We start from the raw sequence: 16,090 nt of genomic DNA on the forward strand, positions 1-16,090 counted from the left end.
ACCATGTTTCAATTCCTCATAGGTAAGATGGAAACACGAAACGACTCATTGCCAGATGGCAGAATCGAGTTAGTTTCAATTCCTCATAGGTAAGATGGAAACTGCAATATCAGCCGATTGAAATTGAGTTAGAAACATGTTTCAATTCCTCATAGGTAAGATGGAAACTCATGCTTCCCGTTTGGGAAAGTGGTTGCCTCTTCAAGTTTCAATTCCTCATAGGTAAGATGGAAACACGCACGCAAGGCAGCTTCTGCTACTTCGTCATCGGGTTTCAATTCCTCATAGGTAAGATGGAAACTTTGTTTCATCATTTATTCTTACTGACTCATTGGCTTTGTTTCAATTCCTCATAGGTAAGATGGAAACGAACTAATATTCTCTCGTTTGGACAAGTAAGAAACCAAGTTTCAATTCCTCATAGGTAAGATGGAAACGATGTCGAATGGTCCACGGCTAAAGGCGATCCAGTTGAGTTTCAATTCCTCATAGGTAAGATGGAAACCCGGCGCGGTTGGAAACGGCTTGAAAGAAAAGGATTGTTTCAATTCCTCATAGGTAAGATGGAAACTAAAAGGCTCGCTAGGCACCTGGTTTAACTCGTCTCGTTTCAATTCCTCATAGGTAAGATGGAAACGCAATTCAAGTTTTAATTTTCCGTTTTCAATTCTGAGGTTTCAATTCCTCATAGGTAAGATGGAAACGTGAGAAAAAGCCGCCTCCTTTACCGCCAGCATCCAAGTTTCAATTCCTCATAGGTAAGATGGAAACCCACTTTAGAGTTGATCGCGAAATCAACTGGACTCGGTTTCAATTCCTCATAGGTAAGATGGAAACAATCCTTCCTAGCACGTCTGCCAACTTGAATATCATGTTTCAATTCCTCATAGGTAAGATGGAAACCTAACACACGTTTTTGAAACTATATCATTATTGATTGTTTCAATTCCTCATAGGTAAGATGGAAACCGCATGCCAGCCTGATTCATTGACCGGCAAATGCTGAGTTTCAATTCCTCATAGGTAAGATGGAAACTCTTCCTGACTCATATTGTCAATGTCATCTGACTTGGTTTCAATTCCTCATAGGTAAGATGGAAACTGAATCAGCTGATACTGATTCCGTTGCCACATGGATGTTTCAATTCCTCATAGGTAAGATGGAAACTCCGATAAATAAAAGATTTGTTAATGTTATAGTAGCATTTATAAAAGGTTAGGTAACCTTTTATTTTTTTTGAATGGCTTGATAGCACTACTTTTATCGCTCATTTTTAAAATTTTTGTCGTCGATCTCCTACAGTTAATGTCATGAGACGGATCGACGACATATTTAAATGGAAAAATCAACATGCCCTTTTTCTAATCCAATGATTTCTCTATTGGAATATTTTTGTGAACGAAATGTATATGAAATAACTTACTTTTGCACCCAATGCAATTAACTTTTTTTCTATCGAAAATATCGACTCAGACTCAATAAATTAATACTTCCTAATTCGATATGATTATAGCACCCTTAGTTCCTATTATTATAAGCTTCTTGGTAATTGCTCATATTCCTTTAGACCTTCTTTAAACTTCATTGATTGATCACATTCATTAATAAAATCCCAAACAATCTTTTTCATTTCAAGATAGTCAACTTTTAAAAGTGGCTTATTACCATGAGCTAAGTAGCTATGATTTCTCTTTTGTAAGATATCTAAAATCTTTTTTTCCCAGTTACCCCAAACTTTACCTACAGGATGATCAAGATTTTTTAATAAGTCATATCCTTCTTTTAAAGAGATTTTAACTTTTTTTTCTCTTTCATCGCTCTTAATTTCATAATATGTTCGAAGATCCTTTGGTAGCCTTTCGACATCTAGATCTGACGTATTTAATCTTAGTTCACTAGTCATAAGACAAAATTGTTCATACATTTCTACTGCTCGATAAAGACGTGAAATTGCATCATCATAAAGTTGATGTGAAGCCTTTCTTTCAGCGTTTGTTAACAAATCATATACAAGTAAAAAACCCGAACCTGGCGGGTTTCTTTTCTGCTGAGGACTCCAGTTTTCAAACCACTCTACTGTTTTTACCAATTTTTTCACTAATACATTAAAAGGAGTTATTAATTCATCCTTCTTATACATATCTATCTTTTCTGCTGCAGCATGATAATTAAACTTATCCCAGTCATCAAAAGCTTTCGTTAAATAATACAACCGAGAAAACGATTGTTCTTCGATGTATTCATCTACACTTAAATTATCTAAAACTTTATGTGCTGAATCATAATTTCTTTGGGTAATAAGGGATTCGCATAAATGAAACTGCCTTTGAATATATACAGCATTTCGAGGCAATTTCTTAATTCTTTCCATTCCACTTTTAACTTTAATTAGATCAACTCGGTTACCGGTAACAATCGACAGTTCACACTCAGGAAATTCTACGGCAGCCAATACTAGCCCTGCTGACATTGATTTTGTTCCCCCTGTATAGTCAGCAATAACACGATCCCTTTTTTCAATATGTCTAGATATCAATTGTATAAATCGTGAATAAATACTATAAGGATTATCGGATTCAACAATAGTTATTTCATACTGTTTTTCTTCTAAATCCGTTTGGGTCACGATACTATAACGTTTTTCATCACTATAATCTTGACATACGAGTCCTTCCCCATCGACTGTTTTCCTACTTCCAGATTGAGAGCCCACGTCTTCTGTCGCTAGAAAATAAACATAATCTGGTTTATGTTTATTAATTGACTTGACAATAGGCTTATCTGAACCTCCGACCGTTACAAATAAAACTTTAATAAAAACCACCTCATTAGTAGGCCTTCTTACACCCCTGCATATGTCATTCAATATTAGCCTATAATAAGCTAAATACTATAGCTCGCCTAAAAGTTTCCTAAGTTGCATAACTTTTACTTCTTGCTTTTTCTTCGGTTTTGGTTTTTCTACCCAATCTTTCGTTTGTTTCCAATATACCTTTAGTGCTTTCGCCGCCTCAATGTTTTTTAATTTCATTACCGAATCGTAATATTTCCCTTTACTGTCTTGTCTATCTTGCTCATTATTCGCATTTAGGTGACTAATATAGTAAACAAGTTTTTCTTCTTCTGTCATTGAATTTAATAAAACCGTCTGTTTTTGGGCTTCCGCTTTTTCTATCTCAGCCTTAACTCGTTCTTCCCGTTCCCGTTCCAATTCTTGTTTTAAATTAACAATTTTTTCTTTCGTTACATCTTTCCACTTGCTAAATCTGCCATAACCACTTGCTGTTTTGGAACCAATGCCCATTTCTGATAAAGCATTTTTTAACCAATCACTAACAATCTCTGCGAGTTCTTCAAAAGAAAAACATGAATTCGTTTTACGTAATTTTTGAATTGAAAAAGCAAATTCGATAGGAGCATCAGATTTAAGAACATAAAACGGTATTGGTTTTAGACGGTTATCATCAGAAGCTGGTGATTTACCTTTACTACTATAATAGTTTCCGAAATGAACCGTCATGACATCCGGAATTAATGTTCCAGATGGGATGTATACATCAAAAAAATTGACTTTTCCCCTATTTTCTTGACTCCCAAAAACATCTTCATAAACCTTGTAAAGCTTTTCTTCGTTTTCAGAACGCTCAATCTTTTCTTCAACAAGTTTCTCATTCCCTTTTAAAAATGTTTGTAAAAACCAATGACGTACAATCCCTTTCACTGATGAAGCGGGTAAATACGGTATACCGTACACATGATGAATCGTCATCGCTGTGTTAGTAACATGACTAGTCCCAAGGCCATGAACGAGTTGAGATATGAGCTGTCCCTCATGAATCCGTACGATTTGTTGTTGTGATAAATAGGTTAACTGACGCAGGCGATAATCTAACATTTGTTCAACTAATTGAGTAGAATGAAAATTAATTGATATGGGTTGCTTCTGTTTATCAAACTGTAATTTTCCTTTAGCATCCCTTTTTGCCTCAATAAAATAATTCAATTTATATGCTAGATGCTCGACATGTTCTTGTGATTTCGTCGTTCCAATATGATAAACATCCATTAAATCTTTAGGATGGAAATATGTCATTGTGAACCACCACTTCTTTTCATGTATCCATCTGCGAAACGACGCATCCAAATTAACAATTCAATTACCTCGTTCGTTATCATTCGATATGTACTCCGATTCATCTTAGTAATTGCATAAATTAGTTCTTCATCAATCGTAATAAATGTATGTTTTTCTTTTGGGGAAAACCAAGTAGAAATCACTTTATAAATATCTTGATGTTCTTTTTCTTTAGAATAATAGAATGCAAGGGCTTGTCCTAATCCGTTCGTTTGGATCATAAGTGGCAACCGTTTAATATATGAACGCACTTCCTCTTTTTTACTGTTATTGTTCTTCATTAATTGCTTTACCATGTCATAAGCAAATTTCGCTCGACCACTCTCGACTAAATGAATGCTTTGATTAACCATTTTTCTTTACACCTCCTTAATAAACGTACGACGAAGTACACCACGTCCTAACGTACTATTTCCACCTAATTGAAATACTTCCGGAAATAATTCCCCACTTGTCAGTTTTTCCATCACTTCATTTGCGTCAATTTTATCTTCTTCTTTTACACGAGTATGACTTGCAAATACAAATGAATAGAACACTGTTTCTGGGGGAACATTTTCCTCGTAAAAAAGTGCCCGATCCTTAACTGTACCGGTTTCCGGACTAACACGGATTCTAGGATTCACTTCAGTTGATAACTTTACAAAGTCCGTAAAATCATCATCTGACAGAATAACTAAACGCTCTTTTAAATGGCCTTGGTTTTCTTCACCAAATAAAACTTTTTCTAATTTTTCGGCTAATTGCATAGTAATCTCATTAACTCGAATTTTATACGCATATTCTTCAAGAACAACGTGCTTTTTATCTCCTACTTGCACCTTTTCTGATGAACACGTCTCCGCTTCGGGAACTGGTAAAGAAATAGCATGATCATATGTATTACATTCGTAATTAAACCGTTTTAATACTGCAGGACAAGTTACATATGCGAAAATATTGCGCATTGATTTGACAGGAAATAGTAATGTTCGAGCATCACTAAAAGACACTGCACTTGCGATATCATCACTTGTCTCATCTTTCTTCTTTCCAAAAATCAAATTAACCTCTTCACTACTTTGATTGCTGGCACGAATTGCCCCTTTTAAACTAGAGCTTTCAATTTTAGGGAACCCTGTATGTTTTTCTCGTTGAATCGGTAAATCAACAATACCTAGTTCACTTCCACTTCCTACGTGTACCGAAGTTACAGCGTGTAATAAAAATAAATTTGAATTTGAAAACATTATAATACCCCCTCATAGTTAATTTTTCCGGATGTCAATGTGCACAATCCATATCCTTCACGATTCCTATCATCAGTTAAAATATGTAACTGTGCCGTTTCAATAAGTAAGCTAACTTTATCTTCAGGTACCTTCACATAAATTACCGTACCCTCGGAAATGACATTTTTCCTTGGTTTTGGTCGCTTTTTAACGATATCAAAACCTCCGATGACTTCAGGTCGATCTGTTGCAATTGTAATAACTTCCAATTCTAAATCACGACTAATCGACAACTTTTGTTCACCTTCAATGAGAGGATACGTACCATTTTCGAAAAAAGTGGGTGTTAAAAACATAAGTTTAGCTATTCCTGATTGTCGTATCTCTTTTTCTATCTTTTCACGGTATCGCTCTGTTAGGATTGATAAATTGTCGTCCTTTGTCTCTATAATCCACGGACGACCCTTTCGACCTACCCGTGCAAATCTTACTTTTTCAAATGAAGGAGCATCACTTAAATATGTAGTAAATGTTGTTTCTTTCTCATTCTTAAAGCGGTATATCAAAAGTTGATAAAACATACTCTCTTTGGTACGTCTAGTAAAATTATCCCGAAAAATACCTGTTTTTTCCTCGGCTACTATCCAAGTGTTTAAACGATAAACAGGGGCTTGTTCTACTTCACCGAAGTTCAATTTTTTGTAATTAGTTAATGATATATAAGCTCCTTTGGCTGACGACGATTTACCGTCATGTTTTGCTATTAAGCGGTAACTTTTTTCGTCAGATGATTTTGGTTTTTCCTTTATAAGTGACAGTGGAACAGCATATTCGTTTACTTCACCGGTATCTTTATTTTCATTAGAAATAATTTGCATATCCATTGGAACCGGTAAATAAACTTCTCCCCTATGTTCAATAAATGTACCTAATACTTGAAATCTACCATATGAACTTGGAGTCCCCATCCATTCTTTTACCCCTTTGTCCGCCCCTCTTGCAAATGTATCAAAATCTGAATGATAATAAATATATGCACTTCGTAATGCTCCGTAAAGTGTAGACGGTGTCGGAAAAGGGAAACTAAAACCTGCTGTATTTTCTCCAGCGTTAAAGTCACGGTGATCACGGAAGGTAAATGTATCAACCGGCCTTAAAATAAGTTTCATTGGTCTTCCTCCTTTCGCGCTATTTTCCCTGACATAAATCGAATAATCTCTAACAAATGTAAAAATCCTACAAATGTTAGTGATATTGAATATATTTTTAATAAATCTTCTGTTAAACTATTTAACTCATTTTGATTCAGATTTTTTGAAGCGCGACTAATTAAACGACGGAACTCTAAGTCAATGATTTCCTGTGCTAAATCAGCTTTTTCTCCTTGAGGCATTATAGGCGAAAAGGCATCATAAAAATGATATAAAAATGTTGAAGATAAAGTTTCACCTAGTACTTCGCGTAATCGAATCATTATTTCAATGACTGAAAGTTGCTTTTTTTCATCTAAATACCATGGAACAATTGCCCGTCTTATTTGTCCGCTTTTTGAAATTAATCCAAATGCTACAGCATCTTTTTGCTGAACGTTATTTTTATATGCTTTCGCTTTACCTTCTAACTCACGAACAGTAGTTAACACCCTCTGTAATGGCTCTTTTTTGTGTGCAATAACAACTCCCATCGACGCTGTAGCTTTCATATCTAATCCGTTTTCAGAACTAAATACCTCTCGTAGTGATTGAATCATAGATAATAATTCATCAAGAGGAACAAAAGCCAACACATCGTCGCCACCGGCATAAACTAATCGCCCTTTCGATTGCTTCACGATGTTAGGAACACTTTGCCCTGAAAATACAGTTAGTCTGCGACTAATTTCTTCATGATAAGCTTCATCGATATTTTTAAAACCTGATAAAATTTTATTATCAATTCCTGATATCCATTTGCCCATATCATCCCCATCCATCATGATAATGGCATAATATGGGTTGCTTTGCGTTGCAAAATCAAAAACAGATGGAAACGGTTGAAAAAGTTGCTTTTCCTTTTCAAATCTTTCCTTAAATATTCCGCGGGCTAAACGTTTCGTTAAGCAAACTGCACAAAGTCGTTCATTATCTTTAATACGCGCATCTTTGTCTTTAACCACATTTTTTTGAACAATCGTCGAATCCGAAATGTCCCCAGTATTTAAAGCTTCACGACTCCCACAAACAGTACAAACAAGAGCATTTTGTGCTTGGATAGTAAATATACGATTATTTTTTACAGAGGCTAACCGTTTTTCTACAGTTAGACGTATATTATTATAAGAAGCGTTCTCTACTTTGTTTGTCCATTCTTCAAACGCCCAAAATATTTCTACAAATTCCGAGAGTTGTTTATCTGCTAAACGTTTTATATATTGATGTTCATTTAATGTCCCAAATACTTTATTAATTGCATCAGTTGCCAATTCTTGAAACGTAACAATCGTCCTTTGTTCAAGTTGTTTTGCAAAAGAGATTACATCCAAATCTTGGTTAGCATCTAATCGAAGTAAAAAACGATTCGGTAATGCTGCAACATCAGCAGAACCACCTCCCATTTGTTCATCTAATTGTTCGATAGTTACCGCTGGGGACAATAATTTTACATTATGTTGCTTACTTTCTAAAGCAGCTCGTATTGTTTTTTCATTTAGATAGGATAAAAGATAACTGCTACTCCAAAAATCCTCTGTTTTTCGTGCAGCAGCAATAAATGACTGAACAGGCCCAATACTATACACAAATAAATATGTCTTCACAGCTGCACACCTACTTTCTCTAAAAATACCATTTTTGCGTCATTATATCGTGGGTTCTCATTTTTTGCTTTCACTTCTGTCACAATCGGATAAAATTCCTTCCCTATTTTTTTTACAGAACCAATAATTGGGGAAGCATAGCGGGGATCATGCGAACCTAATATTCCCTCAAATTTTTTTGCAACGTCATGACTTGCTTGATTAATATTTTGAAGTACATCATTCGCTACTTTATGCGCTTTTCCAATATGAACTGCTTGTAATTGTGGATGCCCTATAACTGTAGTTTTCTTGTTTACTATTAATTGTTCAGATTTAAGCGAAACAGGTAGAGCGGATACTTTTTGAATTAATGATTGTACGTTCTGAAGCCAAGTTTCGGGAGTTGAAAAAGTTTCATCAACGAATTCAATTGAACCGAATCCACGACGGGATCGCTGACCAAATCCTCCCAAATATAAACTTAATTTTACATAAGTTAAAAGTTCTTCAAAATATTCCTCATTCTTTTTGTACGCTTTAATATGTAATGTAAATGAAGTATCGGGCGAAATACTATAAGTCGAAAAACTTTTCGAGCGATGCGGTAATACTTTTTCCAGTTTCTTTGACACTACTTGTTTATCAAACGTTAAAATAAGTCTTGATTTGAGGGCGTTGTCGCTTGAACCCCCAAAAAGTTCTACTTCTCGTTTATACATTGTTTCTAAATCCGTTTCGAGTGCCCGAAACCAATAACGAATAACCCCTTTTATCGAAGGGATCCTTAATTGTGAGCTAGCAGGCTGTTCCTTGTCTCTACGCTTTTCTTTATCTCCCCCGTGCATAAGTAAGGGGGTTATCGTTCGACATTCTAGAGAGGAGGATAATAATGACGTTCTCCCAATTAATTCTTTTATATCCATTAATTCACATCCTTTTTTGACGTTTTAAATCCAATTTCTTTTAGCTAAAGATCCAAATAGATTTAAACAAACGTTTGCGGAAGATAAAACTGGTTCGATGCTACTCAAAAACAACCAACTTAACAATTTGTAATTTTTAAATGTGTTTATAATAGTATATTCGACAGTATATTCGACATAGTATATTCGACATATTTTGGTAAATCCCCCCACAAAATTGAAAAAATTCACAAACTTTTCACATAGAAATTTATTTTGATAAGTGGTTTTAACAACCTGTCATATTTCCACCTAGTAATAACGATAGAGTATATCTTCTGTTTCAATTCCTCATAGGTAAGATGAAAACGTAGAATTTGACCACGATTTGCACGAATTTATGGTTAGTTTCAATTCCTCTTAGGTAAGATGAAAACGAATAATTACGACGTGCCTGCTTCGCTAGTTTCATAGTTTCAATTCCTCTTAGGTAAGATGAAAACTAAACTGTAGATTTTCGTGAAATAATCTCCTTCACGAGTTTCAATTCCTCATAGGTAAGATGAAAACGCACAATCTTGCCAACTGCTCTGCGGCTTCACTTGCGTTTCAATTCCTCATAGGTAAGATGAAAACGCGTGGCGACTCTTTTCTAAGGCTTGCAAGTTCGTAGTTTCAATTCCTCATAGGTAAGATGAAAACTGCATGGCAGACGGGCCTCCGAATCCGGTTAAAGGGTTTCAATTCCTCATAGGTAAGATGAAAACTTCTTCAAAGTGTTCAGTCTTCAAAGATGTGTCTTGTTTCAATTCCTCATAGGTAAGATGAAAACTTATGTCGCCGTTTTGAAGGTTAGTTAGTTCGGTTTGTTTCAATTCCTCATAGGTAAGATGAAAACCTTTTTCCGGAATGCGATCGGGCGAATTATGTGCCTGTTTCAATTCCTCATAGGTAAGATGAAAACATAGAATTACGCAAAAGCTAGCCAAACAAATTCAGTGTTTCAATTCCTCATAGGTAAGATGAAAACGAGTGTGTAAGAATAGTCTCCAATTTTTTCTGATTTGGTTTCAATTCCTCATAGGTAAGATGAAAACACATCTAACGGCAGATGGTAATTACAAATATGGCCTGTTTCAATTCCTCATAGGTAAGATGAAAACATTTTGGAAACTGATGTTCCTATTTTCCTTGAACCGGTTTCAATTCCTCATAGGTAAGATGAAAACAACGATCACACTCCGTCACCTCTTACAATTGCCATTGGAGTTTCAATTCCTCATAGGTAAGATGAAAACTGAGAGCATTTCCCAGACGTAATCAAGCATATCCTTGTTTCAATTCCTCATAGGTAAGATGAAAACAAGTACGCCATGTGTAACGTATGTTTATCGTAGTAGTTTCAATTCCTCATAGGTAAGATGAAAACAAGCCCTCCTAATACCCTTTTGACTTCAAAACAGCTTGGTTTCAATTCCTCATAGGTAAGATGAAAACAGGGATTTGTTAGTGGCATTCTCGCTTCAAATATTTGTTTCAATTCCTCATAGGTAAGATGAAAACGTGGGCAGATGGTGAGCTCGGCGGACGTATTGATCCTGGTTTCAATTCCTCATAGGTAAGATGAAAACTAAACAAATGTATCGCCCGTTTGCGTGTCGTCTTTGTTTCAATTCCTCATAGGTAAGATGAAAACGACACCATGCCTATTTGGCAGAATCACGAACAAAGGAGTTTCAATTCCTCATAGGTAAGATGAAAACCTTATATTTTATTGGCCATCGATGAGGTAGCTTTACTGTTTCAATTCCTCATAGGTAAGATGAAAACCGATTTCTTCAGTTTCTTTAGTTAGGCTTTTGATGGTTTCAATTCCTCATAGGTAAGATGAAAACTTCTACAAACCGATACCAGCTGTTTTCCTTCTCGTGTTTCAATTCCTCATAGGTAAGATGAAAACTTGAACCGTTAACGTCCCATTTTTTTATCAGATTTATGGTTTCAATTCCTCATAGGTAAGATGAAAACCATTGTTCCAAAAAACACGATAGACGGTTTCAAGAGTTTCAATTCCTCATAGGTAAGATGAAAACCGATTGGCGTCTTTGTGGACTTGTTTGATGAACTTTCGTTTCAATTCCTCATAGGTAAGATGAAAACAATGCTTTGCGCAATGTTGCACGCAATGACAAAATGGTTTCAATTCCTCATAGGTAAGATGAAAACTGTCATATTGAGAGTTGGCGAAGTTGTCGTGGTTTCGTTTCAATTCCTCATAGGTAAGATGAAAACTGTCATATTGAGAGTTGGCGAAGTTGTCGTGGTTTCGTTTCAATTCCTCATAGGTAAGATGAAAACCATAGCGTTCTTGGAGGTATTCTATAACATGTAGAGGGTTTCAATTCCTCATAGGTAAGATGAAAACTACATATGACTGCTGTACCAAAACCACCAAAGACGGCGTTTCAATTCCTCATAGGTAAGATGAAAACTACATATGACTGCTGTACCAAAACCACCAAAGACGGCGTTTCAATTCCTCATAGGTAAGATGAAAACTTTGCATTTTAGAACGGTTATCTTTTCTAAATTTGTCGTTTCAATTCCTCATAGGTAAGATGAAAACAGCGATTCAAGGGTTTCTTTTTCAGCTTGTTCAGCGTTTCAATTCCTCATAGGTAAGATGAAAACTTCCAGCATCATTTGCGTCAAGGCAATATCAAGCCTTGGTTTCAATTCCTCATAGGTAAGATGAAAACTTACGAAACTTGGACTGACTGCAAGAAGGACTTTTGTTTCAATTCCTCATAGGTAAGATGAAAACGACGGACATGATTATCACGAGCGGACCAAAGAACAGGCGTTTCAATTCCTCATAGGTAAGATGAAAACAGGTCCTCAATCGTATCCACAATTCTGATTTTCCCGGGTTTCAATTCCTCATAGGTAAGATGAAAACAAACTCATCCACCATGCGATTATTGATAGTATTAAGGTTTCAATTCCTCATAGGTAAGATGAAAACGGACTGCTAGTTTACAGTCAGTCGCTCATTTCATCAATGTTTCAATTCCTCATAGGTAAGATGAAAACGAGGACGCTGCTATAACGGATGCCAAAATTTATAATCTGTTTCAATTCCTCATAGGTAAGATGAAAACTAAATACGCTTTACCAGCCAGAACACCGTCGTAAGTGGTTTCAATTCCTCATAGGTAAGATGAAAACTTATAAACAGCGTCAGAGGGAAACACACCGAGAGAGTTTCAATTCCTCATAGGTAAGATGAAAACCAGACTCAACTTTGTCATCCGGTTCCACCATTGTGTGTTTCAATTCCTCATAGGTAAGATGAAAACTTTGACGATTGTTCATCATTTCTTTAAGTTTTGCAATGTTTCAATTCCTCATAGGTAAGATGAAAACCTGGCCAACTGACCACAAGGAAGTATCCAAAACAGGTTTCAATTCCTCATAGGTAAGATGAAAACACAGAAGGCGGCACTGAAAAGGATACTCGATTCAGCGATGTTTCAATTCCTCATAGGTAAGATGAAAACACATCATCAGAACTAATATTGTCGCTTTTAGACAAGGTTTCAATTCCTCATAGGTAAGATGAAAACTTTTGTTCTTGGTTAAAAACTTGATACAAATCGGCGTTTCAATTCCTCATAGGTAAGATGAAAACTCACTTGTGTTAAAATTCATCTGAGCTTGGAATGTGTGTTTCAATTCCTCATAGGTAAGATGAAAACTCAAGTTCAGTCAATTCCCTACCAAGCCTTTGCTCTGTTTCAATTCCTCATAGGTAAGATGAAAACTAGAATTGCTTATGTGGGCAGATGGTGAGCTCGGCGGGTTTCAATTCCTCATAGGTAAGATGAAAACCTAGCTTTACGCACTGGTCAGTATCGAAACATTAACGGTTTCAATTCCTCATAGGTAAGATGAAAACCGGGACTGACGGCAAGCGTCTGAATGCCCTCAGCATGTTTCAATTCCTCATAGGTAAGATGAAAACCGAGAGATAAAGCCTTGATAAGTTCTAGCGCCTGCCTGAGTTTCAATTCCTCATAGGTAAGATGAAAACCATTTCGATGTCGTCGTCATCTAATCCCTCCATATCGGTTTCAATTCCTCATAGGTAAGATGAAAACGGTATATCCAAAGAGTATTATTGGATGTTAGAAAACGGGTTTCAATTCCTCATAGGTAAGATGAAAACCGTCGTCCTCATCGCCAGTAGGAGACACAAGTGTATGTTTCAATTCCTCATAGGTAAGATGAAAACGAAACGCAATGCCTTTTTATTTTTAGGCCTTATCACAGTTTCAATTCCTCATAGGTAAGATGAAAACCACAACCTGACCAATTGCGCTTCCTCCACCTTCAGGTTTCAATTCCTCATAGGTAAGATGAAAACAATTTTTGAAATACTGCTGCGCGGTATATGTAGCATGTTTCAATTCCTCATAGGTAAGATGAAAACAATATTAAGGAGGTGGCCATCAATGAGTGATGGACGGGTTTCAATTCCTCATAGGTAAGATGAAAACGTCCGGATTGTTGATGGTGCGCTTTTTAATTTCGAAGTTTCAATTCCTCATAGGTAAGATGAAAACAAACTTAACGTTCTTAATGGCCCTGATTTGATTGAGTTTCAATTCCTCATAGGTAAGATGAAAACATCCGGGCTTTCGGCGTTTATGCAAACTTTTTAAATGTGTTTCAATTCCTCATAGGTAAGATGAAAACCAATATTGACGGCTCTAATTCAAACACAGTCAAAAGAGTTTCAATTCCTCATAGGTAAGATGAAAACAGTATTTGAAGTAAATACGTTGATATATCAAGATTTGTTTCAATTCCTCATAGGTAAGATGAAAACGCCAGTCGGTATCATCAATCATGCTGGCCATGAGAGAGTTTCAATTCCTCATAGGTAAGATGAAAACTTCAATTTCGCACTGATAGCCAACTGTCTGGCTATGTTTCAATTCCTCATAGGTAAGATGAAAACGCAAAGAAGTATTTTCCATTGTGTTCACCTACAGCAGTTTCAATTCCTCATAGGTAAGATGAAAACCAGGCAAGGGAAAAGACCTGGAAACGCAATCCTCTTGGTTTCAATTCCTCATAGGTAAGATGAAAACACGGATCATGTCATTGATAATTCCATTTGCAACAGGTTTCAATTCCTCATAGGTAAGATGAAAACCTTCTTTCTGGTCCTCGTAAGCACCTAAAAGACCGTGTTTCAATTCCTCATAGGTAAGATGAAAACAGGACCGGCATTTACTGCTCTTACAGGTCCGGTAGGTGTTTCAATTCCTCATAGGTAAGATGAAAACGCATGCGCTGCCTCCGGCATATATTTTCCATATTCTGGTTTCAATTCCTCATAGGTAAGATGAAAACTGCTTGGCTCCGCTTTAATTCATCTGCAATCTCCGGAGTTTCAATTCCTCATAGGTAAGATGAAAACATAACATTAAAAGAATATCTCGAATCAGCGAAAGTGTTTCAATTCCTCATAGGTAAGATGAAAACTTTGCGTATAGCAACATCCGGCGCAATGACATGGCCATGTTTCAATTCCTCATAGGTAAGATGAAAACTAGAATCTATCATCCGACATAATTTCCAAAAAAATCTAAGTTTCAATTCCTCATAGGTAAGATGAAAACGGCGGCGCGCGCGGGCGAACGTACGTCCGTAATATTGTTTCAATTCCTCATAGGTAAGATGAAAACCTTTAAAAGACAGAATAGCATCAGCTTTAAAGGCATTGTTTCAATTCCTCATAGGTAAGATGAAAACACGGAAAAGGACTCTCAACTAACGACTATACAACATGTTTCAATTCCTCATAGGTAAGATGAAAACAGTATACCCCAAACTTAATGCCTTCAATTAGTACGGTTTCAATTCCTCATAGGTAAGATGAAAACCTAAGCGAACCATTTGGCTTACAGAAAAACAGGCAATGTTTCAATTCCTCATAGGTAAGATGAAAACTTGTCAATCGCCGTTGGAATCGAAACGATATTTCCAAGTTTCAATTCCTCATAGGTAAGATGAAAACCAGCCAAACCTTCAGTTTCAGCGATTTCGATCGTGGTTTCAATTCCTCATAGGTAAGATGAAAACTGAGCGACCTGATCTAGACGTATTTCTATAAATATAGTTTCAATTCCTCATAGGTAAGATGAAAACCAACGTACAGTCTTGAGTCCACGCCAGCCCATGAATACGTTTCAATTCCTCATAGGTAAGATGAAAACGAACAGAATCCATCCACAATTACAATCAATCGAATAGGTTTCAATTCCTCATAGGTAAGATGAAAACATGACGGTGAAGTGGCGGCACGTGTTACATTCACTGTGTTTCAATTCCTCATAGGTAAGATGAAAACATACTGAATGATTCACTGTTTGAAAACTGTTATACCGGTTTCAATTCCTCATAGGTAAGATGAAAACATATGGCCGTCTCTTAGCCTATGTTTATGTTGATGGGTTTCAATTCCTCATAGGTAAGATGAAAACGCGATGCCTGCCGTTCCTGCTTACTATTTCTCTGTTGTTTCAATTCCTCATAGGTAAGATGAAAACGTTCTCTGGCTGCATTAACAGCGTTTCGGATTGGAGGTTTCAATTCCTCATAGGTAAGATGAAAACACAAAGGAAGGCGGTGGCAATCTTTGAACAAACGTTGTTTCAATTCCTCATAGGTAAGATGAAAACAAAAAGAACAAAAACGAGCATCGCTTGAAGTGAAATAGTTTCAATTCCTCATAGGTAAGATGAAAACGAATGAGTAAATCTCCATTAATTTATTTCGGTGGTGTTTCAATTCCTCATAGGTAAGATGAAAACCTGCTTCTTCTTTAGGTTTTTCAACTTTCTTACCGTGTTTCAATTCCTCATAGGTAAGATGAAAACGCCTCCGCATACTCGGCATAGACCATCATCACGCATGTTTCAATTCCTCATAGGTAAGATGAAAACGACATTGGCATATTAGCACCAGTTGCAGCATCTCCAACGTTTCAATTCC

7 protein-coding genes and 2 CRISPR repeat arrays (2 of these 9 cut by a window edge) are annotated in these 16,090 nt (G+C 36.4%); all 7 genes read right to left on the reverse strand.

The features are described 5' to 3' along the window. Nucleotides 1–1,168: a CRISPR direct-repeat array (repeat unit 30 nt); it begins 789 nt to the left of the window's first position. A gap of 364 nt (nt 1,169–1,532) precedes the next feature. Then, nucleotides 1,533–2,825, reverse strand: coding sequence for a TIGR02710 family CRISPR-associated CARF protein (locus tag DCC39_RS02850; RefSeq protein ID WP_165820762.1), 1,293 nt, complete (start codon nt 2,823–2,825; stop codon nt 1,533–1,535). Between the two features lie 66 nt (nt 2,826–2,891). Next, nucleotides 2,892–4,004 (reverse strand): type III-B CRISPR module RAMP protein Cmr6, encoded by a 1,113-nt coding sequence (gene cmr6 / locus DCC39_RS02855; protein WP_165820763.1) that lies wholly within the window; start codon nt 4,002–4,004, stop codon nt 2,892–2,894. A gap of 86 nt (nt 4,005–4,090) precedes the next feature. Then, on the reverse strand, nt 4,091–4,489 hold the full coding sequence (gene cmr5 / locus DCC39_RS02860; RefSeq protein WP_116553371.1) for a type III-B CRISPR module-associated protein Cmr5: 399 nt from the start codon (nt 4,487–4,489) through the stop codon (nt 4,091–4,093). A gap of 6 nt (nt 4,490–4,495) precedes the next feature. After that, a complete protein-coding gene (gene cmr4 / locus DCC39_RS02865; protein WP_116553372.1) occupies nt 4,496–5,365 on the reverse strand; it encodes a type III-B CRISPR module RAMP protein Cmr4 in 870 nt (289 codons plus the stop codon). Continuing rightward, nucleotides 5,365–6,516, reverse strand: a complete 1,152-nt coding sequence (cmr3, locus tag DCC39_RS02870) for a type III-B CRISPR module-associated protein Cmr3 (protein WP_116553373.1) — start codon at nt 6,514–6,516, stop codon at nt 5,365–5,367. Before cmr3 ends, cmr4 begins: the two co-directional genes overlap by 1 nt. Then, on the reverse strand, nt 6,513–8,141 hold the full coding sequence (gene cas10, locus DCC39_RS19245; RefSeq protein WP_116553374.1) for a type III-B CRISPR-associated protein Cas10/Cmr2: 1,629 nt from the start codon (nt 8,139–8,141) through the stop codon (nt 6,513–6,515). Before cas10 ends, cmr3 begins: the two co-directional genes overlap by 4 nt. Next, the gene (cmr1, locus tag DCC39_RS02880; protein WP_116553375.1) at nt 8,138–9,046 is read right to left on the reverse strand and encodes a type III-B CRISPR module RAMP protein Cmr1; all 909 of its coding nucleotides are present in this window, start codon (nt 9,044–9,046) and stop codon (nt 8,138–8,140) included. The genes cas10 and cmr1 overlap by 4 nt, the downstream gene beginning before the upstream one ends. A gap of 319 nt (nt 9,047–9,365) precedes the next feature. Continuing rightward, nucleotides 9,366–16,090: direct repeats of the CRISPR family, unit length 30 nt; unit sequence GTTTCAATTCCTCATAGGTAAGATGAAAAC; it runs 1,956 nt beyond the window's last position.

This window comes from Pueribacillus theae (assembly GCF_003097615.1).
GTDB lineage: Bacteria > Bacillota > Bacilli > Bacillales > UBA6769 > Pueribacillus > Pueribacillus theae.